26 protein-coding genes are annotated in these 23,322 nt (G+C 70.7%); 15 read left to right on the top strand and 11 right to left on the bottom strand.

Annotation, left to right across the window (positions count from 1 at the left end):
- The first annotated feature begins 37 nt into the window (after window positions 1-37).
- The 4 genes from ACYVIH_RS17800 to ACYVIH_RS17785 all read left to right on the top strand — a co-directional run bounded on the left by ACYVIH_RS17800 (window position 38) and on the right by ACYVIH_RS17785 (window position 3,053).
- Window positions 38-268 carry a hypothetical protein gene (locus ACYVIH_RS17800; protein WP_460870851.1) on the top strand — a complete coding sequence of 77 codons (231 nt, stop codon included), beginning with the start codon at window positions 38-40 and terminating at the stop codon, window positions 266-268.
- Window positions 269-490: 222 nt separating this feature from the next.
- Window positions 491-1,438, top strand: a complete 948-nt coding sequence (locus tag ACYVIH_RS17795) for an ABC transporter ATP-binding protein (protein ID WP_460870850.1) — start codon at window positions 491-493, stop codon at window positions 1,436-1,438.
- The gene (locus ACYVIH_RS17790; protein ID WP_460870849.1) at window positions 1,438-2,247 is read left to right on the top strand and encodes an ABC transporter permease; all 810 of its coding nucleotides are present in this window, start codon (window positions 1,438-1,440) and stop codon (window positions 2,245-2,247) included. The genes ACYVIH_RS17795 and ACYVIH_RS17790 overlap by 1 nt, the downstream gene beginning before the upstream one ends.
- Window positions 2,247-3,053 carry an ABC transporter permease gene (locus ACYVIH_RS17785; RefSeq protein ID WP_460870848.1) on the top strand — a complete coding sequence of 269 codons (807 nt, stop codon included), beginning with the start codon at window positions 2,247-2,249 and terminating at the stop codon, window positions 3,051-3,053. Before ACYVIH_RS17790 ends, ACYVIH_RS17785 begins: the two co-directional genes overlap by 1 nt.
- A gap of 15 nt (window positions 3,054-3,068) precedes the next feature.
- Here ACYVIH_RS17785 and ACYVIH_RS17780 read toward each other — a convergent pair whose 3' ends face one another.
- Window positions 3,069-3,890: a patatin-like phospholipase family protein gene (locus ACYVIH_RS17780; protein WP_460870847.1), complete on the bottom strand. Its 822-nt coding sequence runs from the start codon at window positions 3,888-3,890 to the stop codon at window positions 3,069-3,071.
- Between the two features lie 102 nt (window positions 3,891-3,992).
- Window positions 3,993-4,550: a GNAT family N-acetyltransferase gene (locus ACYVIH_RS17775; protein ID WP_460870846.1), complete on the bottom strand. Its 558-nt coding sequence runs from the start codon at window positions 4,548-4,550 to the stop codon at window positions 3,993-3,995.
- A 125-nt stretch (window positions 4,551-4,675) separates the two neighbouring features.
- Here ACYVIH_RS17775 and ACYVIH_RS17770 point away from each other — a divergent pair, with 125 nt between their 5' ends.
- From ACYVIH_RS17770 to ACYVIH_RS17740, 7 genes are all read left to right on the top strand, one after another.
- Window positions 4,676-4,870 (top strand): DUF3046 domain-containing protein, encoded by a 195-nt coding sequence (locus tag ACYVIH_RS17770; RefSeq protein ID WP_460870845.1) that lies wholly within the window; start codon window positions 4,676-4,678, stop codon window positions 4,868-4,870.
- A 22-nt stretch (window positions 4,871-4,892) separates the two neighbouring features.
- Window positions 4,893-6,284 (top strand): MFS transporter, encoded by a 1,392-nt coding sequence (locus ACYVIH_RS17765; RefSeq protein WP_460870844.1) that lies wholly within the window; start codon window positions 4,893-4,895, stop codon window positions 6,282-6,284.
- A 55-nt stretch (window positions 6,285-6,339) separates the two neighbouring features.
- The gene (locus tag ACYVIH_RS17760) at window positions 6,340-7,023 is read left to right on the top strand and encodes an LmeA family phospholipid-binding protein (RefSeq protein WP_460870843.1); all 684 of its coding nucleotides are present in this window, start codon (window positions 6,340-6,342) and stop codon (window positions 7,021-7,023) included.
- Between the two features lie 190 nt (window positions 7,024-7,213).
- Window positions 7,214-8,257 (top strand): recombinase RecA, encoded by a 1,044-nt coding sequence (gene recA, locus ACYVIH_RS17755; protein ID WP_460870842.1) that lies wholly within the window; start codon window positions 7,214-7,216, stop codon window positions 8,255-8,257.
- 74 nt (window positions 8,258-8,331) lie between these two features.
- On the top strand, window positions 8,332-8,988 hold the full coding sequence (locus ACYVIH_RS17750; RefSeq protein WP_460870841.1) for a regulatory protein RecX: 657 nt from the start codon (window positions 8,332-8,334) through the stop codon (window positions 8,986-8,988).
- A gap of 336 nt (window positions 8,989-9,324) precedes the next feature.
- A complete protein-coding gene (gene rny / locus ACYVIH_RS17745; protein ID WP_460870840.1) occupies window positions 9,325-10,824 on the top strand; it encodes a ribonuclease Y in 1,500 nt (499 codons plus the stop codon).
- 121 nt (window positions 10,825-10,945) lie between these two features.
- Window positions 10,946-11,413 carry a hotdog fold domain-containing protein gene (locus ACYVIH_RS17740; RefSeq protein ID WP_460870839.1) on the top strand — a complete coding sequence of 156 codons (468 nt, stop codon included), beginning with the start codon at window positions 10,946-10,948 and terminating at the stop codon, window positions 11,411-11,413.
- A 12-nt stretch (window positions 11,414-11,425) separates the two neighbouring features.
- On the opposite strand, the gene ACYVIH_RS17735 is transcribed toward ACYVIH_RS17740, so the two are convergent.
- From ACYVIH_RS17735 to ACYVIH_RS17720, 4 genes are all read right to left on the bottom strand, one after another.
- Window positions 11,426-12,283: an amino acid ABC transporter permease gene (locus ACYVIH_RS17735; protein ID WP_460870838.1), complete on the bottom strand. Its 858-nt coding sequence runs from the start codon at window positions 12,281-12,283 to the stop codon at window positions 11,426-11,428.
- Window positions 12,283-12,966 carry an amino acid ABC transporter permease gene (locus ACYVIH_RS17730; protein ID WP_460870837.1) on the bottom strand — a complete coding sequence of 228 codons (684 nt, stop codon included), beginning with the start codon at window positions 12,964-12,966 and terminating at the stop codon, window positions 12,283-12,285. Before ACYVIH_RS17730 ends, ACYVIH_RS17735 begins: the two co-directional genes overlap by 1 nt.
- Before the next feature lie 81 nt (window positions 12,967-13,047).
- Window positions 13,048-13,923: a glutamate ABC transporter substrate-binding protein gene (locus tag ACYVIH_RS17725; protein ID WP_460870836.1), complete on the bottom strand. Its 876-nt coding sequence runs from the start codon at window positions 13,921-13,923 to the stop codon at window positions 13,048-13,050.
- Between the two features lie 59 nt (window positions 13,924-13,982).
- Entirely contained in the window at window positions 13,983-14,768 is a 786-nt protein-coding gene (locus ACYVIH_RS17720) for an amino acid ABC transporter ATP-binding protein (protein WP_460870834.1), read from the bottom strand.
- Window positions 14,769-14,882: 114 nt separating this feature from the next.
- Here ACYVIH_RS17720 and ACYVIH_RS17715 point away from each other — a divergent pair, with 114 nt between their 5' ends.
- A complete protein-coding gene (locus ACYVIH_RS17715; protein ID WP_460870833.1) occupies window positions 14,883-16,052 on the top strand; it encodes a hypothetical protein in 1,170 nt (389 codons plus the stop codon).
- A 373-nt stretch (window positions 16,053-16,425) separates the two neighbouring features.
- The gene (locus ACYVIH_RS17710; protein WP_460870832.1) at window positions 16,426-17,205 is read left to right on the top strand and encodes an SDR family NAD(P)-dependent oxidoreductase; all 780 of its coding nucleotides are present in this window, start codon (window positions 16,426-16,428) and stop codon (window positions 17,203-17,205) included.
- Between the two features lie 43 nt (window positions 17,206-17,248).
- Here the strand turns inward: ACYVIH_RS17710 and ACYVIH_RS17705 are convergent, their stop codons facing one another.
- Window positions 17,249-18,823 (bottom strand): CehA/McbA family metallohydrolase, encoded by a 1,575-nt coding sequence (locus ACYVIH_RS17705; protein WP_460870831.1) that lies wholly within the window; start codon window positions 18,821-18,823, stop codon window positions 17,249-17,251.
- Between the two features lie 96 nt (window positions 18,824-18,919).
- Here ACYVIH_RS17705 and miaB point away from each other — a divergent pair, with 96 nt between their 5' ends.
- Window positions 18,920-20,416: a tRNA (N6-isopentenyl adenosine(37)-C2)-methylthiotransferase MiaB gene (miaB, locus tag ACYVIH_RS17700; RefSeq protein ID WP_460870830.1), complete on the top strand. Its 1,497-nt coding sequence runs from the start codon at window positions 18,920-18,922 to the stop codon at window positions 20,414-20,416.
- 21 nt (window positions 20,417-20,437) lie between these two features.
- Here miaB and ACYVIH_RS17695 read toward each other — a convergent pair whose 3' ends face one another.
- From ACYVIH_RS17695 to ACYVIH_RS17680, 4 genes are all read right to left on the bottom strand, one after another.
- Window positions 20,438-20,845 (bottom strand): four-helix bundle copper-binding protein, encoded by a 408-nt coding sequence (locus ACYVIH_RS17695; RefSeq protein WP_460870829.1) that lies wholly within the window; start codon window positions 20,843-20,845, stop codon window positions 20,438-20,440.
- A gap of 61 nt (window positions 20,846-20,906) precedes the next feature.
- A complete protein-coding gene (locus ACYVIH_RS17690) occupies window positions 20,907-21,368 on the bottom strand; it encodes an NUDIX domain-containing protein (protein WP_460870828.1) in 462 nt (153 codons plus the stop codon).
- A gap of 20 nt (window positions 21,369-21,388) precedes the next feature.
- Complete coding sequence (locus ACYVIH_RS17685; protein WP_460870827.1) at window positions 21,389-21,865, bottom strand: hypothetical protein; 477 nt, start codon at window positions 21,863-21,865, stop codon at window positions 21,389-21,391.
- A gap of 64 nt (window positions 21,866-21,929) precedes the next feature.
- Complete coding sequence (locus ACYVIH_RS17680; protein WP_460870826.1) at window positions 21,930-22,253, bottom strand: hypothetical protein; 324 nt, start codon at window positions 22,251-22,253, stop codon at window positions 21,930-21,932.
- A gap of 66 nt (window positions 22,254-22,319) precedes the next feature.
- Between ACYVIH_RS17680 and miaA the strand changes: the two genes are divergently transcribed.
- Entirely contained in the window at window positions 22,320-23,258 is a 939-nt protein-coding gene (miaA, locus tag ACYVIH_RS17675; RefSeq protein WP_460870825.1) for a tRNA (adenosine(37)-N6)-dimethylallyltransferase MiaA, read from the top strand.
- Window positions 23,259-23,322 lie beyond the last annotated feature (64 nt).

Here is a 23,322-nt window from a genome sequence, read left to right as displayed (position 1 = left end):
ATCGGACGAGTCCCCGTTCGAGCGGAGGGAGGCCGCCATGTTCCACACCACCGGATCAGCCATCGCCATGTGCACGGTCCGCTGCCATCCGGAGGGCGGCTACGCGCCCGTGCTGCACCTGTCGAGCACGCCGGCGCCCGAGCCGGTCGCGACCGGTATCTCGCTGCCGACGCCCGCCGAGGCCGCGCAGTACGCGCGCAACCACTTCGGCACGCTGCCGGTCGTCGTGGCCGAGGAGTGTCACCAGCGCAGCCTGACCCGGCGCTGACCCTGGCGCGCTGGTTCAGCCCGTCGAGACCTCCGCTGGTCGAGCCCGTCGAGACCTCCGCTGGTCGAGCCCGTCGAGACCTCCGCTGGTCGAGCCCGTCGAGACCGCGCCCCGACGAAAAGCCGGTGAAACCGTCGGTGCCGGGTTCTAGGGTTGTCTGCTGTGTCGCAACCCCACCAGCACCAGACCGATCGCCGCCCGCCGGCACCTGCCGCTGACCCCGTGGCCGAGACACCCGACCCGGGTCGCGAGGCCATGGTGCGCGCTCGCGGGCTCCGCAAGTCCTACGGCGACTTCGAGGCGGTGCGCGGCATCGACGTCGAGGTGCGTCCGGGCGAGGCGTTCGGCTTCCTCGGCCCCAACGGCGCGGGCAAGTCCTCGACGATGCGGATGATCGCCGCCGTCTCGCCGCCCAGCGGCGGCGAGCTGAGCATCCTCGGCATGGACCCGGCCCGTCAGGGCCCCGAGATCCGGTCCCGGATCGGGGTCTGCCCGCAGGAGGACACCCTCGACAACGAGCTCAACGTGCGCGACAACCTGGTGGTCTACGGGAGGTACTTCGGCATCCCGCGCCGCGAGGTGGCCGACCGGGCCGACGAGCTGCTGGAGTTCGTGCAGCTCACCGACAAGGCGAAGGCCAAGGTCGAGGACCTCTCCGGCGGCATGAAGCGTCGGCTGACCATCGCCCGCTCGCTGGTGAACCGCCCCGACCTGCTCCTGCTCGACGAGCCGACCACCGGGCTCGACCCGCAGGCGCGGCACCTGCTGTGGGACCGGCTGTTCCGGCTCAAGCAGCAGGGCGTCACGCTGGTGCTCACCACGCACTACATGGACGAGGCCGAGCAGCTGTGCGACCGGCTCGTGGTGATGGACGGCGGCCGGATCGTGGCCGAGGGCTCACCGCTGGACCTGATCCGGGAGCACTCCACGCGCGAGGTCGCCGAGCTGCGCTTCGGGGTGGGGGAGCACGCCGCGCTCGCGGCGAGGGTCGAGGACCTCGCCGACCGGGTCGAGGTGCTGCCCGACCGGCTGCTGCTCTACACCTCAGACGGTGAGGAGGCGCTGGCCCGGGTCCACGAGCGCGGCCTGTCGCCGACGACATTCCTGGTCCGCCGCTCCACGCTCGAGGACGTCTTCCTCCGGCTGACCGGAAGGACCCTGGTCGACTGATGAGCGACCTGACCACGCCCGCTCCCATCGGCCGGCTGGACCTGATCGGCCGGCAGCTCGACTACTGGGTCACCGTCTACAAGCGCACCTGGCGGGGTTCGGTGATCACGTCGTTCGTGATGCCGCTGCTCTACGTCGCTGCGATGGGTGTGCTGCTCGGCGGGTTCATCGAGCAGGACCCCGAGACGCTCGAGGGCGCGACGTCGTACCTCGCCTTCGTGGCACCCGGCCTGGTGGCGGCCCATGCGATGCAGACCTCCACCGGTGAGGTGATGTGGCCGGTGATGGGCATGATCAAGTGGAGCCGCACCTACTACGCCATGACCGCGACACCGCTGCGCCCCAGCGACATCGTCGCCGCCCAGCTGCTGTTCGTGAGCTTCCGCGTGGCCAGCGCGTGCGGGGTGTTCCTGCTCGTGCTCGCCGGGTTCGGGGTGTTCGACTCCGTGACCGGGCTGCTCCTGGCGTGGCTGGTGCAGATCCTTCTCGGCCTCGCCTTCGCGACGGTGTTCTTCGGGTTCTCCGCGTCGCTGAAGAACGAAGCCGGTTTCTCGGTGGTCTACCGGCTCGTGGTGATCCCGCAGTTCCTGTTCTCGGGCGCGTTCTTCCCGATCGCCAACCTGTCCGCCCCGCTGGAGTGGACCGCCCGGCTCACCCCGCTGTGGCACGGGGTCGACCTGACCCGGATGCTGCTGCTCGACCGGGTCGACGGCTCCCTGGCGCTGGTCCACGTCGCCTACCTCGCGGTGATGGTGCTGCTCGGTTGGTGGTTCGCCGCGTCCCGACTGACGAGGAGGCTGGCGCTCTGATGGCGGTCATCAACGCCGCGCTCGCCGAGGGCGCACGCACCACCCGACGGCCGACCGGACGCACCCTGGTGGTGCGCAACTTCATCACCTACCGGTCGGCGTGGCTGCTGTTCGCGACCGGCTTCCTCGAGCCGGTGTTCTACCTGTTCTCGATCGGCGTGGGCGTCGGCCAGCTGGTGGAGGGCTTCGAGCTCAACGGGCAGCTGGTCACCTACGCCGCTTTCGTCGCGCCGGGCATGCTTGCCAGCTCGGCGATGAACGGTGCGATCTTCGACTCGACGTTCGGGATCTTCTTCAAGCTCCGCTACGACAAGGTGTACGACGGCGTGCTCGCCACGCCGATGCGTCCGATCAACATCGCCACCGGCGAGCTGATGTGGTGCCTGCTGCGCTCGGGTGTGTACTCCCTGGCGTTCCTGCTCGTGATGGTGGCGATGGGGCTGGTCGACTCCTGGTGGGCCGTGCTGGCCTGGCCGGCCACCTGGCTGATCGGCTTCGCCTTCGCCGGGGCCGGGATGGCGCTGACGACGTTCATGAAGTCCTGGCAGGACTTCGAGTACATCCAGCTCGCGATCATCCCGATGTTCCTGTTCTCCGCCACGTTCTTCCCGATCACAGCGTTCGACGGGTTCCTGCGCTGGCTGGTGGAGGTGACCCCGCTGTACCGCGGGGTGGTGCTGTGCCGCGAGCTGACCACCGGGGCGCTGTCCTGGGACTCCGCGATCTCGGTGGTGTACCTCCTCGCGATGGGCGCGCTCGGACTCGTGGTCGTCTCGCGCCGGCTGCACAAGCTGCTGTTGTCCTGACCAGCCCCGTTCCCGTTAGGCGGCCGGCGGCTCGCGTCGCGGCTCGATGCCCATCTCCAGGCCGCGGGCCAGACCCTGCTCGTAGGCGAGGGGATACACCGCGCGCGCCCGGTCGGCGTCGAACAGGCCGAGCGGGTTCCGCCCGGCCATCCGGGCGATCTCGCACGTCGGCTGGATCAGCTGCACCTCGCAGTCGAGGTGACGTGCCTGGCAGCGACGCATCTCCAGCGACAGCAGGAGCCCGGCTGTCCGACCCATCGGGCCGAGGACCCGGCCCGCCAGGGGCGCGACCACGATCACCCGGTCGGCCTCGGCCGCGGCGTCGACCGAGGTGGCCGACCACATCCCGCCGTCGATGTAGAGCCGCCCCTCGATTCGGTGGGGAGGGAGCAGGCCGGGGATGGCGGAGGACGCTGCCACCAGGTCGGCGAGGGGGTACACACCGCCGTCGAGGATGTGCCGGCGCCGGCTGCGCACACAGACCGCCGACACCGAGACCAGGTGGTGGGTGCGCTCGCCGAAGATCTCGCGGGCGATGTCGGCGAGCACGCCGGGCTTGAAGTTCGGTACGGCGGGGGCCGGGAGCTCGGCGAACTCCTCGTAGGTGATGCCCAGGGCAAGCGCCGAGGCGGTCCACGAACCGGCGGACGTGCCGAGCGAGGGAGCGGTGGCGACCGCGATCCCCGCGTCCGCGAGCCCTGCGGCGACCCCCGCGGTGTAGGCGATCCCGAACACCCCGCCGCCGCCGTAGACCATGGCGAGCCGATGGCGCGCGAAGACCAGCTCCGGCCGACCGTCCAGATCGACCTTCCCCCGGTCGCTGTGCCCGTGGGCCATGGCGCACCTCCGCCTGCTTCCACCCTGCTGCGCGGTGGATCGCGGGAGCAGGGGCGATCGGCCCCCGGGAGAGGTCCTTCGGCCTGGTCGGGCCGGGCCGGGCTACCGAAGCTCGGGCGGGATGATGACGTGTGCCGCCGGGGTGGCGTGCTGCGCCGGGTTGAGCATCTTCTGGAACCACGCCACGTCGATCCACTGGTCGAACTTGTAGCCGACCTCGCGCATCCCGCCGACCCGCTCGAACCCGCAGTACTCGTGCAGCTTGATGCTCCCCGGGTTCGGCAGCGCGACCAGGGCGACCGCGGTGTGCACGCCCGACTCGGCCATCGTGTCGAGCAGCGCCGGGTAGAGCAGCTTGCCGATACCCTTGCCTCGCACCGACGGGTCGAGGTAGATCGAGGTCTCCCGCGTGAGGCTGTACGCCGGACGCGGCCGGAAGCTCCACGAGTAGGCATACCCGACGACGTCCTCGTCGGAGTCCACCGCGACGAGCAGGTGGTCGCCGGGGTGCTTGCCCGCGAGCTTCTCCTGCCAGTACGCCGAGTCGGGAGGCTCCAGGTCGAAGGTCGCGATGCTGTTGGCGATCTCGTGGGCGTAGATCGCCGCTATGTCGGAGAGGTCATCCTCGACGGCCGGACGGATCACGAACTCGGGAGGCATGGGCTGCATTCTCGCAGGCTCGGCCGCGGCGCCGGCGGTCAGTCCACCCGGAGGTCGCGGACCGCTCGGTGCTGGGTCGTAGGCTCGGGGAGTCCCGATGCCGATGTCGAAGGTGAGTTCTGCGAGTGCGTCACACCGAGTTCTGGGCCCGCATGGAGCATGCCCTCGGACCGTCGTACGCCCGGGTGTGGGCCCGCGAGCACGTGCTCGCCGATCTCGAAGGTCGCACCGTGCAGGAGGCGCTCGACGCGGGAGAGACCCCCAAGGTCGTGTGGCAGGCGGTCTGGCGCGCGCTCGGCCTGCCGGCGTCGGAACGCTGACCAGGGTGAGACCATGCCGGACATGAGCGACCAGCACTCCTCAGCCGCTGCCGGGCGCCGGGTCGCCGGCTGGGTCGGCTCCAACGCGGCCGGCTTCGCGCGCGGGTTCGGCGGCGGGGTGCGCTGGCCCGACCACCGGGTCGAGCAGGTCCAGCGGCGCACCGTGTGGACCCTCGTCGCTGCCCAGGGCCTGGGCGGACTGGGCATCACCATCGGCGTCGCGGTGGCCGCGATCCTGGCCGAGGAGATCTCCGGCCGTGAGGACCTCGCCGGGCTGGCCCAGACCATGCAGGTGCTCGGGGCCGCCGTGGCGTCGTTCCTCCTCGCGCACCTGATGGGCACGCGTGGCCGCCGTCCGGGCCTGACCCTGGGTTACCTGCTGGGCGCCGCCGGGGCTGCCCTCTGCGTGCTGGCGGGCATCATCGACTCTTTCGCGACACTGCTCGTCGGCGCGGCCCTGCTGGGCTCCACGACCGCGGCGAACAACCAGTCCCGCTACGCAGCCACGGACCTCGCCAAGCCGCATCACCGGGCCAGGGCGCTCTCGGTGGTGGTCTGGGCGACCACGATCGGCGCGGTCGCCGGACCGAACCTCACCGGTTTCGCCGGGAGTGCGGCCGAGCAGATCGGCATCCCGCGGCTGACCGGGCCGTTTCTGTTCGGCCTGGTCGGGATGCTTGCCTCGGCACTGGTGATCTGGCTCTTCCTGCGCCCCGACCCGTTGTTCGTCGCGCGGGAGGCGGCGCTCGACAGCGGCACCCCGCCCGCCGTGCTCACCGGCACGAAGTGGTCCCGGGTGCGCGACGTGGTCACCACCCAGACCGGCGTGGCCGCCGGCATCACCACGCTCGCGCTCGCGCACGCGGTGATGATCGCGGTGATGGTGATGACCCCGTTGCACATGCACCACGGCGGCGCCGAGCTCGAAATCATCGGGATCGTGATCAGCGGGCACGTGCTCGGGATGTTCGCCTTCGCCCCGGTGGTGGGCTGGGCCTCGGACCGGTTCGGGCGGGTGCGCGTGATGAACGCCGGCGCGCTGGTCCTGCTGGCGTCGTTGTTCCTGTCCGGGACCGCGCCCAGCGGCGCCTCCTGGCAGATCGGGTGGGGCCTGTTCCTGCTGGGCCTGGGCTGGTCGCTGTGCACCGTCGCCGCCTCCACGCTGCTCTCGGAGTCCGCACCGCTCGACGCCCGCACCGACGTCCAGGGTGCCGCCGACCTGATCATGGGGCTCGTCGCGGCAGCGGCCGGCGTGGTGGCCGGGCTGGTCATGGGCGGCTTCGGCTTCGGGCCGCTGAACGTGTTCGCCGCGCTGCTGGTGACCGGCATCGTCACGGCGTCGGAGTTCGCCCGCCGGGACGGACGTACGACGGGCGCGGACACCGTCGAGGGCGAGACACCGCTCGGCCTGTGAGGCGATCCGGCCGGCTCTCGGTCGGGGATCGGACCGGCGCCGCCACACTGGTTTGATGAACTCGACACGCGTGAAGGACTGGCTGATCGGTGCCACGGGCATGCTCGTCGTCCTGGCGGCAGCAGCCGCGGCGCTGTGGTGGGCGGTGACGGACTCTCCGGGCTCGGCGCCCACGGAGACTCCCGTGGTGGAGCCGGGCGGCCCTGTGCGCGCGGAGCCGCCCGTCCGGCTGCGACCCGACGAGGTCTGGCTCGCCGACCTGGCTCTCGACACGGAGCAGGTGGTGACCGCCGACTCGACGCTGCGTGACGTGCGGGCTCGGGGTCTGGACGTGGTCACCAGCCCGACGGGACTGGTCGCCTCACGGGTCACCGTGGACGCCACCGTGCCGTTCGAGGTGGTGGCCGATGAGCTCGGCGGGGGCGCCGAGGTCCGTGCTGCCGAGGACGGTCAGGCCACGGTCCTGACCACGGTCGAGGCGCTCGGTCGGGAGCTGGATGTCGCCGCCACCGGCACGGTCGAGGTCGTGGCGGGCAGGCTCGTCGTCGAGCCCCGCTCGATCGACCTCGGTGGTCCGGGCTTCCTGTCCGATGCCCTGGCCGCGGTCGTGCGCAGGCTGGTGACCATCGAGCACGAGGTCGCCGGGCTCCCCGAGGGCCTGGTGCTCGAGGACGTCTCCGTGCGCGCCGACGGCTTCCGCGCACGACTCCGCGGGCAGGACGTGGTCCTGGTGCCGTAGCCCCTGGGCGTGTCGGGGCCGATCGAACAGGTGTTCGGGCTAATGTGGGTCCACAACCACGACGCAGAGGCTGCACATCCACAGACCAGCTCGTGTGATCGAGAACTGTCGGAGGTGCCCTCTAGTGTCAACCGCGATGAAGAAGAGCTCAGGTTCCGCGAGCAGGCGGACAGACGGACGGATTACTTCAATGGCTGGTGGAGACCGCGAGAAGGCGCTTGACGCCGCGCTCGCAAACATCGAACGGCAGTTCGGCAAGGGTTCGGTCATGCGGCTCGGCGACGAGACGCGCGCCCCGCTCGAGGTCATCCCGACCGGTGCCATCTCCTTGGACATCGCGCTCGGCCTCGGCGGCTTCCCGCGGGGGCGGGTCGTGGAGATCTACGGTCCGGAGTCCTCCGGTAAGACCACGGTTGCCTTGCACGCGGTGGCCAACGCCCAGCGGGCGGGCGGGATCGTGGCGTTCATCGACGCCGAGCACGCGCTCGATCCCGAGTACGCCAAGGCCCTCGGTGTCGACACCGACGCTCTTCTCGTCTCCCAGCCCGACTCCGGTGAGCAGGCGCTCGAGATCGCGGACATGCTGATCCGCTCCGGCGCGCTCGACCTGATCGTCGTCGACTCGGTGGCCGCGCTCGTGCCGCGTGCCGAGATCGAGGGCGAAATGGGTGACAGCCACGTCGGCCTCCAGGCCCGCCTGATGAGCCAGGCGCTGCGGAAGATGACCGGTGCCCTCAACGGTGCCGGGACCACGATGATCTTCATCAACCAGCTGCGCGAGAAGATCGGGGTGATGTTCGGCAGCCCGGAGACCACCACGGGTGGCCGTGCGCTGAAGTTCTACTCCTCGGTGCGCCTCGACGTCCGCCGGATCGAGACGCTCAAGGACGGCCAGGAGATGGTCGGCAACCGCACCCGCGTGAAGGTCGTGAAGAACAAGGTCGCCCCGCCGTTCAAGCAGGCGGAGTTCGACATCATGTACGGCCAGGGCATCAGCCGCGAGGGTGGGCTCATCGACGTCGGGGTCGAGGCGGGTCTGGTTCGCAAGGCCGGCGCCTGGTACACCTACGAGGGCGACCAGCTCGGCCAGGGCAAGGAGAACGCCCGCAACTTCCTCCGCGACAACCCCGACCTCGCCAACGAGCTCGAGAAGCGGATCCTCGAGAAGCTCGGGGTTGGTCCCCACGTCGACACACCTGCGGCTCCCGCCGAGCCGACCGGGGTGGACTTCTGACCCCTGCCGTGCCGCACCACGCAGACGACCGTCCGTCTGGTTCCCACCTCCCAGGGCCCCAGGCGGACGGTTCTGTGCTGTCGTCCGACCCCGCCGCGCCCGTTCCCGCAGCGCCGGAGTCAGGTGCGGCTGATGCCGGCGTCCCCGTCGCCGGTGCCGACGAGTCCGGCGCCCCGGAAGCCGTGCCGGAGGACCCGGTCCTGCTAGGCCCGGACGCCGACAGCGAGGAGGTCGCCCGCAAGATCCTCCTCGACCAGTTGACCGGCCAGGCCCGCAGCCGCGCCGAGCTCGCCACCAAGCTCGCGAAGCGCCGGGTGCCCGAGCACGTGGCCCAACGCCTGCTGGACCGGTTCGAGGAGGTCGGTCTGATCGACGACGCCGCCTTCGCCCGGTTGTGGGTGGAGTCCCGCGGCCCTGGGAGGGGACTCGGCCGGCGCGCCCTGGCCCAGGAGCTGCGCCGCAAGGGCATCGACGACGAGACCGCCCGAGCGGCCCTCGACCAGGTCGAGCCCGACGACGAGGAGGAAGCCGCACGGGCGCTGGTGCGCCGCAAGCTGCGCACCCTGCGCAACGTCGACCGGGCGACCGCGACCCGGCGGCTCACCGGGATGCTGGTGCGCAAGGGACACGGTGGCGACGGGGTGTGGCGGGTGGTGCGCGAGGAGCTCGACGCCAACGGCCTGTTCGACGGGAGCGACGAGGCCGACGCCGTCGACGACCCGTTCGGCTGAGCACCCCCGGCGCGCATCGTGTGCACCCCGCGGGCGCGGCCCGCGTGCGCAGACCGGGGGCTGCGTCGTCGGCCCGTGCGGGCAAGCGGCCCGACGACCGGCTCCCGTGCAGACATCGTGCGTGTGGCGCGCCCTCACGCGGTTTCCTTGACCGGCCCAGGTCGGCGACCTAGCCTCGAAAGGGACGGCCGCGTCCCATGACGCGACCCGACTGAGATGACACTGAACCCGGCGTGAGCCGGACATGCGCGACAGTTACGTGTGACCTGAGCGCCCGCCTCGTGGCGGTCGCTGAGTTCGGCGTACCCGTCGCGCCCATAGCGACAGGAGCCTGGGATGAACTCAACTGCCGTTCCGGCGGACCAGGCCGGCGAGAGGTACCCACTCCTCCTGGGGCTCGACATGGTCGAGTGGCTGCTCGCGATCATCGCGCTGCTGGTCGTGGCCGGCATCGCCACGCTGGCGATGGGACTGGTCAACCGGCACCGCGCGGCCAAGCACGAGGAGGCCCTGCACCGAGACCTCCAGGAGCAGCGTCAGGACATCGAGCGGCGCGAGCACCGGCTCCGCGAGCGCGAGGAGCGGCTCGACGAGCAGGCCCGCCGGCTCCAGGGACGTGCCGACGAGCTGGTGGCGACCGAGGCCGAGCTCGAGGCCCGGCGCGCCGAGCTGCTCGACATCGAGGAGGACCGCCGACGGACCCTCGAGCAGGTCGCCGGGCTGACCGCCGAAGAGGCCCACGACCAGCTGGTCGAGAGCATCGAGGCCGAAGCCAAGCGCGCCGCCGCAATCTCGGCCCGGGACATCGAACGCGCGGCCCAGGACGAGGCCGACGCCCGTGCCAAGCGGATCCTGGCGACGGTGATCCAGCGGCTCGCCTCGGAGCAGACCAGCGAGTCCGTCGTGTCGACCGTGCAGCTGTCCGGGGACGACATGAAGGGCCGGATCATCGGCCGCGAGGGGCGCAACATCCGGTCGTTCGAGCAGATCACCGGCGTCAACCTGATCGTCGACGACACGCCGGGTGCGGTGCTGCTCAGCTGCTTCGACCCGGTCCGCCGGGAGATGGCCCGGCTCACGCTCGAGGAGCTGCTCGCCGACGGCCGGATCCATCCCAGTCGGATCGAGGAGGTCCACGAGCGGTCATGCATCGAGGTGGACCGGCTCTGCGTCCGTGCCGGTGAGGACGCCGCGCTGGAGATGGGGATCACCGACCTGCACCCCGAGCTGGTCGCCACGCTCGGCAAGCTGAAGTACCGCACCTCCTACGGCCAGAACGTCCTGCGCCACCTCGTCGAGTCCGGGCACGTCGCGGGGCTGCTCGCCGACGAGCTCGGCCTGGACCGGACGCTGTGCGTGCGCGCGGCGTTCCTGCACGACATCGGCAAGGCGCTGACCCACGAGGTCGAGGGTTCCCACGCCATCGTCGGGGCCGAGCTGGCCCGCAAGTACGGCGAGTGCGAGGACGTCGTACACGCGATCGAGGCGCACCACAACGAGGTCGAGCCGCGCACCGTCGAGGCCGTCATCACGCAGGCCGCCGACGCGGTGAGCGGCGGTCGACCCGGTGCGCGTCGGGAGTCGTTGGAGGCGTACGTCGAGCGCCTGCACCGGCTCGAGCAGATCGCGATGGACAAGCCCGGCGTGGAGAAGGTGTTCGCGATGCAGGCCGGTCGCGACGTGCGGGTGATGGTGCTGCCGGACGAGGTCGACGACATCGGCGCGCAGGTGCTCGCCCGCGACATCGCCAAGCAGTTCGAGGAGGAACTGACCTACCCCGGCCAGATCAAGGTCACCGTGATCCGGGAGTCCCGAGCCACCGAGGTCGCCCGCTGACCCCGTGTAACGCGGGGTTACGGACGCTCCACACGCGGCAGGACGCGAGGGAAGCGTCCAGAGCACTGGGGGAGACGGGTCGCTGGCGCAAGGAAGTTACCTACCGGTAATGTCCACTGGCATGGCGAACGTGTTGGACCTGTACCACCAGGTCACCAGGCTCCCGGCGGGCAAGAAGATCTTCTCGGTGCTGTTCTCGCAGAAGGCTCCGTACTTCGCGACCGTGCGGCCCCGGTTCGTCGAGCTGCGGCCCAACTATGCCGAGCTGCGGATCAAGAAGCGCCGCGGCGTGCAGAACCACATCGGCACGGTCCACGTGATCGCGATCATCAACGGCCTCGAGGCGGCGATGGGCGCGCTCGCCGAGGCCACCATCCCGCCTGACAAGCGGTGGATCCCCAAGGGGATGGAGGTGGACTACACCGCGAAGGCGACCAGCGACATCACCTGCATCGCCGAGACCGACCCTGAGGCATGGACTGGCGACGACCCCGACCTGCCGGTGCGGGTGCGCGGAGTGCGTGACGACGGCACCGTGGTGGTCGACGGCGTGATCCGGCTCTGGGTCACCGAGAAGCCGGCGAAGTAGGCGCGCGCAGGGTCAGCCCGCGCCGCCACCTCCGGGGTTGAGGTTCGGGTCGTGCGCCGCGGAGAGCTTGCCGGCCGAGGAGTGTCCGCGCTGGGCGAAGCGGCGCTCGACGTACACCGCCAGCCGCGACAGCGAGTAGTTGATCGCGATGAAGATCACCGCGATCAGCCCCAGTGGCACCACGGAGTGGTCGACGAACTCGGCGATCAGCCGGCCCTGGGCGACGGCATCCTGGTAGGAGATGATCAGACCCAGTGAGGTGTCCTTGAGGACGATCACGCACTGGCTGATGATCGCCGGCAGCATGATCGTGACTGCCTGCGGCAGCAGGACCAGGCGCATCACCTGGTTCTTGCGCATTCCGATCCCGTACGACGCCTCGGACTGTCCCTTGGGCACGGCGTTGATGCCGGCGCGGAACACCTCGGCGAGCACCGAGCCGTTGTAGAGCGTCAGCGCCGCCACCAGGGCCCAGAACCTGTCCAGCACGTCGGCGTAGGCGATGAACAAGAACAGGATCAGGAGGATCAGAGGCACCGCGCGGAAGAACTCCACGATGACCACGGCCGGCCAGCGGACCCACGCATGGTCCGAGAGACGAGCGACCGCGAACACGGCACCGAACACGACCGAGGTGACGATGGCGACAGCTGCGGCGGAGAGGGTGGCTTGGAAACCCTGCCAGATGGCGCGCCAGATGTTCTCCTGCGCCATGTCCTCCCACAGCTCGGCTTCGAACTCGCCTTCGACGTAGAGCTTCCAGAGCACCAGCCCGAGGACCGCCGTCAGGATGATCGCGCCAAGCCAGGTGTAGAGCCGGTGTCGGGCGGCCGCGCGGGGCCCGGGGGTGTCGAAGAGGACCGTGCTCATCAGGCCACCGCCAGCTTGCGCTCGAGGATGGAGGCCAGCCCGGAGATCAACAGCACGATGATCACGTAGCCCAGGGCGAAGCCGATGAAGATGACGTAGATGTCGGTGGTGAACTGGTTGCCGAGCTTCTTCATGACGTACGAAGCCTCGGCGACACCCACGATCGCCAGCACGCTGGTGTTCTTCGCGAGGGCGATGTAGATGCTCGCCAGGGGCGGGATGATCGCGCGGAACGCCTGCGGGAGAACCACCATCCGCAGCGACTGGGAGAAGTCCATCCCGATGGACCGGGCCGCCTCTGCCTGTCCGGCCGCGACGGAGTTGACCCCTGAGCGGATCGCCTCGCAGACGAAGGCCGCGGTGTAGAGCGAGAGACCGATGATCCCCATCACCTCGAAGGTGTTGAGCTCGTACAGCCCGAAGTCGAACCCGAGGTCACTGAACCCCAGGGTCGGGATCACGAACACACCGAGCACCAGGATGAGCACCAGCGGGGTGTTGCGGAAGACGTTGACGTACGTCGTGCCGGCCGCGCGCAGGCTGGTGATGGGGGAGACCCGGAAGCTGCCCAGCACCGTGCCGAGCACGGTGGAGAGCACCAGCGAGAACGCGAAGATCCACAGGGTCTTCACGAACCCCGCCTGGACCTGGTCCCACTCGTTGAAGAAGGCGTTGTCGAACACCGTTCACCTCGTCAGGAGATGAGCCGGGGGACGCCACGGCGGACGTCCCCCGGCTCGTCGGTCATCGGTCGGACCGTGTGCTCAGGCGCACTCGTCCAGCGTGGGCGGCTCCGGAGTCTCCACCCCGGACTCGCCGAGAGTGGCCTCGAACGCCTCGGCCCAGGTGCCGTCGTCCATTGCGTCCTGCAGCGTGTCGGTGATGAACTGGCACATCTCGGCAGCGTCCTTGTTGTAGCCGACGCCGTAGCGCTCCTCGGAGAACGGCTCGCCGACGACCTCGAGCTCGTCGGGGTTCTCCGCGGCGTAGCCGAGCAGGATCGCGCCGTCGGTGGTCACGGCGTCGACGGTGCCGTTCTCGAGCTGGTCGACGCACTCGGAGTAGGTCGCGAACGGCACCGGGTTGGCGCCGTACTCGTCCTCCATCCGCTGCAGCGAGGTGGAGCCGGTGACCGAGCAGACCTTCTTGCCCTCGGTGTCCTCGGGCTTGGTGATCGCGTCCTTGTCCTCCTCACGGACCAGGAGCTGCTGCCCGGTGACGTAGTACGGGCCGGCCTGGCCGACCACCTGGCGACGCTCGTCGGTGATCGAGTACGACGCGATCACGAGGTCGACGCGGTCGTTCTCCAGGAACGGCTCGCGGTTCTCCGAGACCGTCTCGACCCACTCGATGCCGTCGTCCTCGATGCCGAGCGCGGCAGCGAGGATCCGGCCGATCTCGATGTCGAAGCCCGACGGGGCGTCGGCCCCGGGCTCCTGGAAGCCGATGCCGGGCTGGTCGTACTTCACGCCGATCTTGATCTTGCCGGCGTCGGCGAGCTCGGCCATCTTCGTGCCGGAGTCGAACGTCGGGTTGTCGGCCACATCGACCTCGGTGTCGCCGCCGTCACCCCCGCACGCTGCGAGCACGAGCGAGAGCCCGGCTGCCGCGATCACTGCCTTGGTCCTGGTGAAACGCATGTGTTCCCCTTCTGTATCTGACCGGGCCGATGGGTCGCCCGGCCGAGCTGGTGGACGGATCAGTGCTTGAGGATCTTGCCGAGGAAGTCCTTGGCCCGGTCCGACTGCGGGTTGGTGAAGAACTCCTCGGGGGTGTTCTCCTCGACGATCTGGCCGTCGGCCATGAAGATCACCCGGTCCGCCGCCGTACGGGCGAAGCCCATCTCGTGGGTGACGACGACCATGGTCATCCCGCGCTGGGCGAGGTCGACCATGACGTCGAGGACCTCCTTGATCATCTCCGGGTCGAGCGCGGAGGTCGGCTCGTCGAAGAGCATCACCTTGGGCTCCATCGCGAGCGCGCGGGCGATCGCGACGCGCTGCTGCTGGCCGCCGGAGAGCTGGGCGGGGTACTTGTTGGCCTGCTGTGCGACACCGACGCGCTCGAGCAGCTCCATCGCGCGCTTGTCGGCATCCTCCTTCTTCTGCTTGCGCACCTTGATCGGCCCGAGCGTGACGTTCTCGAGGATCGTCTTGTGCGCGAAGAGGTTGAACGACTGGAACACCATCCCGACCTCGGCGCGGAGGCGGGCGAGCTCCTTGCCCTCCTGGGGCAGCGGCTGACCGTCGAGGGTGATCGTGCCCCCCTGGATCGTCTCGAGCCGGTTGATCGCCCGGCACAGCGTGGACTTGCCTGATCCGGACGGGCCGATCACGACCACGACCTCACCCTTGTTGATGGTCAGGTTGATGTCCTGGAGCACGTGCAGGTCCCCGAACCACTTGTTCACGTGGTCGAGGACCACGAGTGGCTCACCGGAGCCGGCGTGGGACGCAGGGGAGGAGGAGGCTTCCGCAGCGGTCATGGCCTGCACGTTAGCGACAGCACAGTGTGACTGCCTACACAGAACGGCCCCTGCACAGTTTCAATACGGTTAAGAAGGGGGACTCAGACGGGGTCATCGACGAAAGGGAGAGACGTGGCTCGCAAGAATCCGGTGGGCAAGCTCGCCGAGACAGCGTTCAGCACACTCAAGGACCCGAAGGCGGCAGCTGAGAAGGTCGTCGAGCAGGCCAAGGGCACCGTCGCACTCGGCAAGGTGATGGCCGAGACCGCCGGTTCGGTGGCGGAGTCCGTGGTCCAGCGCGCGACCGGCCGAGGTCAGAAGCAGCCGACCCAGCGGCCTGCACCGGTCGAGGTGAGCCGTCCCGCAGCGTCCGAGCCGGGCCTGCGTGCGGTCCCGGACGTGAACGAGCCTGCGGCCACCCAGGCCCCGGCGAAGCCGTCGGGCGCTCCGGCGAAGAAGCAGGGCGACCAGCTTCGGACCGTGCCGACCAAGACCGCGGCTCCGCGGAAGAAGCCGGCCGCGAGCACGCCCGCGAAGAAGGCTGCCGCGAGCGAGCCGGCGAAGAAGACTCCCACCAAGAAGACCCCGGGTGCGAAGAGCGCGACCGCGAAGCAGCCGGTCAGGCCGCCGGTGCAGGACGTCGCCACCAAGAAGGCGGTCGCCGACGCCGAGGCAGCCAAGAAGGCCCCGGCCAAGAAGACCGCTGCCGAGAAGACTGCAGCCAAGAAGACCGCCGGCAAGAAGACTGCAGCCACGAAGACTGCAGCCAAGAAGGGCGCTGCCAAGAAGGCTCCCAGCCCGGCCGAGGTCGCCGAAGTGATCGAGGCCAAGGTCGCCGAGAACCCCAGCGAGACCGCGGCCCAGCCTGCGAAGAAGGCAGCCAAGAAGGCGGCGAAGAAGGCTCCGGCCAAGAAGTCCGCGCCGGGCGCGAAGCTCCCGGTCAAGAAGTCGGCCGACACCGGTGCGGCCAAGAAGACGACGCCGGCGAAGTCGGCAGCCAAGAAGGCCCCGGCCGCCAAGCCCGTGGATCAGGGTTCCGCCGCCGGTGCGGCCAAGCCCGTGGATCAGGGCTCGGCCGCCGACGGGGCCAAGCCGGCGGCCGCGCAGGGCGGGTCCGCGGTCTCGCCCGCCAACCAGGGCGAGGACGCGCGCACGCCGTCTGGGATCCCCGCGGCAGGCCAGGGCTTCAACCCCGCAACCGGCCAGACCGGTCTGGTCCAGCGCGGCACCGCACCGGTCACCGAGCCGGACACCGGCGACCAGCAGAGCTCCTCGGGTTCCGCGGGCACCGACGCCGACTGAGTCAGCACCCACCCGACGCCTCCGCGGCCGCGTCCCCGACACCGGGGGCGCGGCCGCGGCGGCGTGATGGGCGTCCTCTGGTGGGTCCGGCTCCTGCCGGCGGTGCAGGCGAGGGCAAGCCCGCGCGGCTGGTGGCCACGTCACGATCGTTCAGCTGAGCTGTTGTGACGGTGATCTCGGCGTCCGGGCGGTCACAACAGCTCAGCTGAGCTGTTTTGACGGTGATCTCGGCGTCCGGGCGGTCACCACAGCTCAGCTGAGCCGTCGTGGCGGCAGGTGCGGCGGGCCGCGGCGCGCGCCGCGGGGCGCGGCGAGCGCGGTGCCGCGGGGTCCGACTGCAACGCGTTCTAGTTCAGTGGCTATCCTGCCGTCCATGGACATCACAGGTGCAAGCGCAGTCGTCACGGGTGGGGCCTCCGGGATCGGCGCGGCCGTCGTACGCCAGCTGGCCCAGCGGGGCGCCAAGGTGGTCGTGGCCGACCTCCAGGAGGACAAGGGCAGCCAGATCGCCGAGGAGGTCGGTGGCCGGTTCGTCAAGGTCGACGTCACCGATACCGACCAGATCGTCGCCGCGGTCGAGGCGGCCCAGGAGCTCGGCCCGCTGCGGGTGCTGGTCAACTCCGCGGGCATCGGGTGGGCGCAGCGGACCATCGGCCGGGACGGGAGCTACGACTCCGCGCACGACCTCGACGCGTTCAAGAAGGTCGTGGCGATCAACCTGTTCGGCACCTTCGACGCGATCCGGATCGCGGCGACGGTGATGAGCCGCAACGAGCCGCTCGACGAGTCGGGCGAGCGTGGTGCGATCGTGAACCTGGCCTCCGTGGCCGCCTTCGACGGGCAGATCGGCCAGGCGAGCTACTCGGCCTCCAAGGGCGGCGTGGTCGGTATGACGCTCCCCATCGCGCGCGACCTCTCCGCCGCCGGCATCCGGGTGAACACGGTCGCCCCGGGGCTGATCGACACCCCGATCTACGGCGAGGGCGAGGCCAGCGAGCACTTCAAGGCCAACCTCGAGCGTGGCGTGCTGTTCCCCAAGCGGCTCGGCGCCCCCGAGGAGCTGGCCTCGATGGTGGTCGAGGCGGTCACCAACAGCTACCTCAACGCCGAGACGATCCGCGTCGACGGCGGGATCCGGATGCAGCCCAAGTAGGTCACGGCGCGTCCTGGCGCCGCCGACGCGAGGCAGCCTCTTCTCAGCCGAGGTCGACGAACACCGGGTTGGTCAGAGCGACCATCGCGGAGCCCACGGCATCCTGCGTCGGGTCCGTGGGCGGCTGGTCGACCGACCCCGGCCGCCGTACCTCGACGCGCAGGAAGCGGGCGGCGGCCGCGGGCAGTGTCAGCTCCAGAGCCACCTCACCCTCCGCGTCCGCCGGCACGGACGCCAGCGGTCCGGTCGGCCCGACCAGCGTCGCGACGCAGCCGGGCACTCCCTGGACGTCCACCCGCGCCCTCACGGTGTCGCCCGCGCCGGCCGGGAGCCGGCCGCCGCACGTGGCCTCCCCCGACGGACCGGACACGATGAAGTCGAGGTGAACGTCGGCGGACTCGGCCAGCCAGGCACGCCCGGCCTTGAGTGACCGGACCAGCGCGCCGGTGCTCAGCGTGTCGGCGAGCACCACCGTCTGCGGCAGCCCGACCGGTTGGTCCGGCCTGTGGGAGTCCGAGCTGCCGACGACCGGGACGTAGCGACCGGCCACGAGCATGGCGTGCCAGCGGGACAGGGTGCCCTCGTCGTCGAGGGTCCACGGCCCGTTCCACACCTCGATCGCGTCGGCCTGCTCCAGCGGACCCTGGCTCCAGCCGGTCGACGGGATCGGCACGGTGGGGTGCGCGATGATCGCGAGCCCGCCCAGGTCGCGCACCTGGTCGAGGAACCGGGGCAGCGCGCCGTCGGTGCTGCGGTAGCGCCAGTCGACCCACGCCCCGGCCGGGAGTCCCAGGGCCAGCCAGTGGCCCTCCCGGGTGGTGACCTCCTCGCCGTTGACCACGAGCAGGTCGGCCGGTGCGTGGCGGCCCCAGACCAGGCTCGCCGAGCTCGTGTTGTGCTCGGTGGAGGCGAAGAAGTCCAGGCCCGCTGCGGCTGCGGCCGCGACCATCTGCGCGGGAGTGCGGCTGCCGTCGGAGTGGACGGTGTGCAGGTGCAGGTCGCCGCGGTACCACCGCCGGCCGGTGCCGGGCACCGAGCGCGGCGCCGGGGACGGCCGGAAGCGGCGCCCGGGACGGCCGAAGTGCAGCGTGACCGTCATCGTCCAGTCGACGCCGGGCGGGATGATCCCGACCGGCCCGAGCACGACGTGCCACAGTCCTGGCTCGAGGGGGCCCGGCAGGTAGCCAGGCGTGGCGCCGGTCCGCGAGACCCGGAACGACCGCCGTGCCCCGCCCGACCAGCCCCGGAAGCCGGCGGCGTTGCCGAGGCCGTGCCCGGAGGCGTCGAACAGGCCGATGTCGATCACGTTCGCGCTCGCCCCGATCGGCGTCGGAGTCGACTCGTAGTCGTAGGAGACCTCGATCTCCCGCACGCCGCGCGGCACCCGGACCGGTACGTAGTGCCAGTCCGCAGTGTCGACCCCGGTGAAGCTGCCCGTGTAGGTGCGACTGACGCTGCGTCCCGCCGCGGCGGGCTCGAACAGCATCGGTGCCGCGACGGTGGCCAGCCCGGTCGTCAGCCCGGCGGCCACGGCGGTCGCCCTGCCCGTCGTACGCAGGAACTCGCGGCGGTCGGGCTGTTCTGCCGGCCCGAGGGCGGGGGAGCGGTGCTCGCACATGCCCTGCCAACGCCGCTCGTGGGACCGGGGTTACGCGGTCGGTCGGCGTGCGCGCATTTCTCCGGGTACGACGGGGCGCCGTACCCTGGTGCCGATATGTCTGCACCAGCTCCCCGCACCTATGAGGTCCGCACCTACGGGTGTCAGATGAACGTCCACGACTCCGAGCGGCTCACCGGCCTGCTCGAGGACGCGGGCTACGTCCGCGCACCGGAGGACGCCACGGCCGACGTGGTCGTGTTCAACACGTGTGCGGTGCGCGAGAACGCCGACAACAAGCTCTACGGCAACCTCGGTCACCTCGCCCCGGTGAAGGCGGCGCGGCCCGGCATGCAGATCGCGGTCGGCGGCTGTCTGGCGCAGAAGGACCGCGGCGAGATCACCCGCAAGGCGCCGTGGGTCGACGTGGTGTTCGGGACCCACAACATCGGCTCGCTGCCGGTGCTGCTCGAGCGCGCGCGCGTCCAGGAGGAGGCGCAGGTCGAGATCCTCGAGTCGCTCGAGGTCTTCCCCTCGACGCTGCCGACCAAGCGCGAGTCGGCGTACGCAGCGTGGGTGTCGATCTCCGTGGGGTGCAACAACACCTGCACGTTCTGCATCGTGCCCGCGCTGCGCGGCAAGGAGAAGGACCGTCGACCCGGGGAGATCCTCGCCGAGATCGAGGCGCTGGTCGCCGAGGGGGTCACCGAGGTCACCTTGCTCGGGCAGAACGTGAACTCCTACGGCGTTGAGTTCGGTGACCGGTTCGCGTTCGGCAAGCTGCTGCGCGCCTGCGGGGAGATCGAGGGGCTGGAGCGGGTCCGGTTCACCAGTCCGCACCCGGCAGCGTTCACCGACGACGTCATCGACGCGATGGCCGAGACCCCCAACGTCATGCCGAGCCTGCACATGCCGCTGCAGTCGGGCTCGGACAAGGTGCTGCGCGACATGCGGCGGTCCTACCGCCAGGAGCGGTTCCTCGGCATCATCGAGCGGGTGCGCGCGAAGATCCCCGACGCTGCGATCACCACCGACATCATCGTCGGGTTCCCCGGCGAGACCGAGGAGGACTTCCTCGAGACGATGAAGGTGGTCGAGGCTGCGCGGTTCTCCGGCGCGTTCACCTTCCAGTACTCCAAGCGGCCCGGCACGCCGGCGGCGGTGCTCGAGGAGCAGGTGCCCAAGGCGGTCGTGCAGGAGCGCTACGAGCGGCTCGTCGAGCTGGTCAACGACATCGCGTGGGACGAGAACAAGAAGCTGGTCGGGCGCACCGTCGAGCTGCTGGTCTCCGAGGGCGAGGGCCGCAAGGACGAGCAGACCCACCGGCTCACCGGCCGAGCCCGCGACAACCGGCTGGTGCACTTCGCTGCTGTCGGCCGGGACGGCGACGTGGTCGACGTACGGCCCGGGGACGTAGTCGAGGTGGTCGTCACCAAGGCCGCGCCCCACCACCTGGTCTCGGACGCGCCGGTGGTGTCGGTGCGGCGCACCCGCTCCGGCGACGCTTGGGAGGCCCGCAACGCCGCCCCCCAGCAGGCCGCCGGGGTGATGCTCGGCCTCCCGACGGTCGGGGTGCCCGAGCCGCTGCCGGCGACCGAGGGCTGCTCCCTCTAGCCGGCATACCCGCGGTGAACCTCAGCCGAGCGCGGCCAGCAGGTCGCGGCAGGCCTGCTCGCAGGTGCGGCACGACTCGGCGCACACGCGGCAGTGCTCGTGCATCGAGGCGTGCTGGTTGCACTCGTCACCGCAGGACTGGCACGCCTGGGCGCACGCCTCGAGCACCGCGCGGGTGATGTGTGCGTCGTAGCCGGTGTGCCGTGAGAGCACCCTGCCGGTGGTCTCGCAGATGTCGGCGCAGTCGAGGTTGGTGCGGATGCACTTGGTCAGCTCGGCGACCATGTCCTCGGCCAGGCAGGCGTCGGCGCAGGCGGTGCAGAGCTGTGCGCACTCGAAGCACGCGGTGATGCAGGCCTCGAGCTTCTGCCGGTCGACGCCGCCGAGGTCCTTCGGGTAGGTCTCAAGCATCTGGGCGGTGGCAGTCATCTCTCCTCCTCGGATCAGGTGCTTTCCCGAGGCGGACCCGCGGGCCGCTGCGGGATGCGGGTCAGAACCCGAAGGCGAGGATCGGCTCCAGGGTCCCGTCGCGCAGCCCCTCGATCACCACCCGCTCATGAGGTACGACGGGCGACGGCAGGTCGTGCACGCCGAACCAGCGGAGCTCGGCACACTTGTCCGGCTCGATGATCCGCGGCTCGCCCGACCAGCTCGTGGCGAGCAGGAAGTAGTCGACCCGCTCGTCGATCGGGTCGCCGGTCGCCCCGGTGCGGTGCATCGCGCACAGGCCGGTCAGCTCCAGGTCGCCGACGCCGAGCTCCTCGGCGGCCTCGCGCGCAGCGGCCGCGAAGACGGACTCGCCGCGCTCGACGTGTCCGGCCGCGGCCGTGGCCCAGTGCCCGTCCATGTAGCCGGTGCCCTGGCGCAGCTGCAGCAGGATCTGGTCCTCTGCGCCGACCCGGCGGAGGAACAGGACATAGGAAGCGGGCACGACGACGAACCGGTCGGTCATGCCCGCAGCCTAGGGGGATCTCAGTTGCCGGAGTGTCCGGGGTTCTTGTGGCTCAGCTCGTGGGAGGGCACGTCGGCGGTGTTGCTCTCGCCGACCGTGCGCTTGGGCCGCGCCTGGTCGTCGGGGTGGGGCTCCCGGTCGGCCTCGGGGTCCCGGCCCGGGGCGTCCCTGAGCTCCGGACCGCCGGTGGTGGGCACGGTGCCGTGCGTGCGCGATCGCGCGGTGCCGACCGTGCCGGTGCCCTCGAAGTCGGTCAGGTCGCCGAGTCCCTGGGTGCTGGTCTCGTCAGCCGGGCCGGTGCGCTCGCTGCTGATGCCCATGTCGCCCTCGAGGCCCGCAGAGGTGGCGGCGTTGGGGTTGGCCGCCTCGGCAGCCTCTGCCTCGAGCACCTCGTCGTGCGGCGTGCGCAGGGTCTCGCCGGTCTCGTGGTCGTAGGCGGTGCCGGTCTCGGGGGACTCGTCACTCTCGGGGCGGTACTCCTCGGCGTTGTTGCTCATGATGCCTCCTCTGCTCGCCGGGCTCGCTGCCCGGTGGAGTCTGGTGCCGACGCGGGGTGGGCGCTCACTCGTGACCGGAGTCGTCCGACGGTTCGGCCTGGGGTCCGCGAGCATGGTCGCCCTCGTCCCGCGGTTCGGCCGGCGGGTGGGCGCCGACCGGCTCCTCGACCTCGCGCATCGGCCGCTCGGGTTCCTGTGGCTCGCCTGGCTGCGCCGGCGTCCCGGGGCCGCCGGGAGCGACCGGACCCGATGGTGCGTCACTGCGCAACGGGCCTCCTGGGGGAGTCGGGGCGTCGAGACTGCTCGATGCCTGGGGGTTCGCCGGCCCAGGCTTGGTCGTCTCGTCCTCGGCCGGCGTGCCGCCGTGGTTCGTCTCTGATGCTGCCATGTCCGAGGCGTACCCGACAGGCCCTGAGGCAAACACCCCGGGGACCCACCTGGGAGACTGCAGGACATGTCCTCGACCGGCCGCAGCACCTCGTCCCGGCCGCCCGTGGTGGCCGTCGTCGGACCCACCGCGGCGGGCAAGTCCGAGCTCTCCCTGGACCTCGCCGAAGCCCTGCACGGCGAGGTCGTCAACACCGACGCGATGCAGGTCTACCGCGGCATGGACATCGGTACGGCGAAGCTCTCGGTCGCCGAGCGCCGGGGCATCCCGCACCACCTGCTGGACCTGCTGGAGGTCACCGAGCCCGCGAGCGTCGCGGAGTTCCAGCGCTGGGCCCGTGACGCGATCGAGGACTGCCGAGCCCGCGGCGCGAGCCCCGTGCTGGTCGGCGGCTCCGCGCTCTACACCCGAGCTGTGCTGGACCGGTTCGAGTTCCCCGGCACCGACCCGGCCGTGCGTGAACGGCTGGAGGACGAGCTCGCCGAGCGCGGGCCCGAGGCCCTGCACCGCCGGCTCGTCGAGCTCGACTCCGACGCGGCGGCGCGGATCATCCCCAGCAACGGCCGCCGGGTCGTCCGCGCGCTGGAGGTCATCGAGCTCACCGGCCGCCCGTTCAGCGCCAGCCTTCCGGAGCTGACCTACGTGGTCGACGACGCGCACCAGGTCGGCGTCGACATCCCGCGGCCGGTTCTCGACGAGCGGATCGCGCTGCGGGTGGAGCGGATGTGGAATGCCGGCTTCGTCGAGGAGGTACGACGCCTCGCCGCTCGTGGTCTCCGCGAGGGCCGCACCGCCAACCGGGCGATCGGCTACCAGCAGGTGCTGGCGTTCCTCGACGGCGAGCTCACCGAGGCCGAGGCCATGGAGCAGACGATCGTCGCGACCCGCAGGTTCGCCCGGCGCCAGGACAGCTGGTTCCGCAAGGACCCGCGGATCAGCTGGGTGGCCTGGGACGACCCCGACCGGGTGGCCAAGGCGCTGGCGGCAGTCGGCCGGTCCCGCTGACCCCCATGACACGCGCTCGTCCAAGGTAGATAGGTTAGGCTCACCTAACTATCTCGCGGAGGTG

It is taken from the genome of Nocardioides pakistanensis, assembly GCF_054781215.1.
Note: the sequence above shows the minus strand (reverse complement) of the source record. Positions and strands in the feature narration are given on the sequence as shown.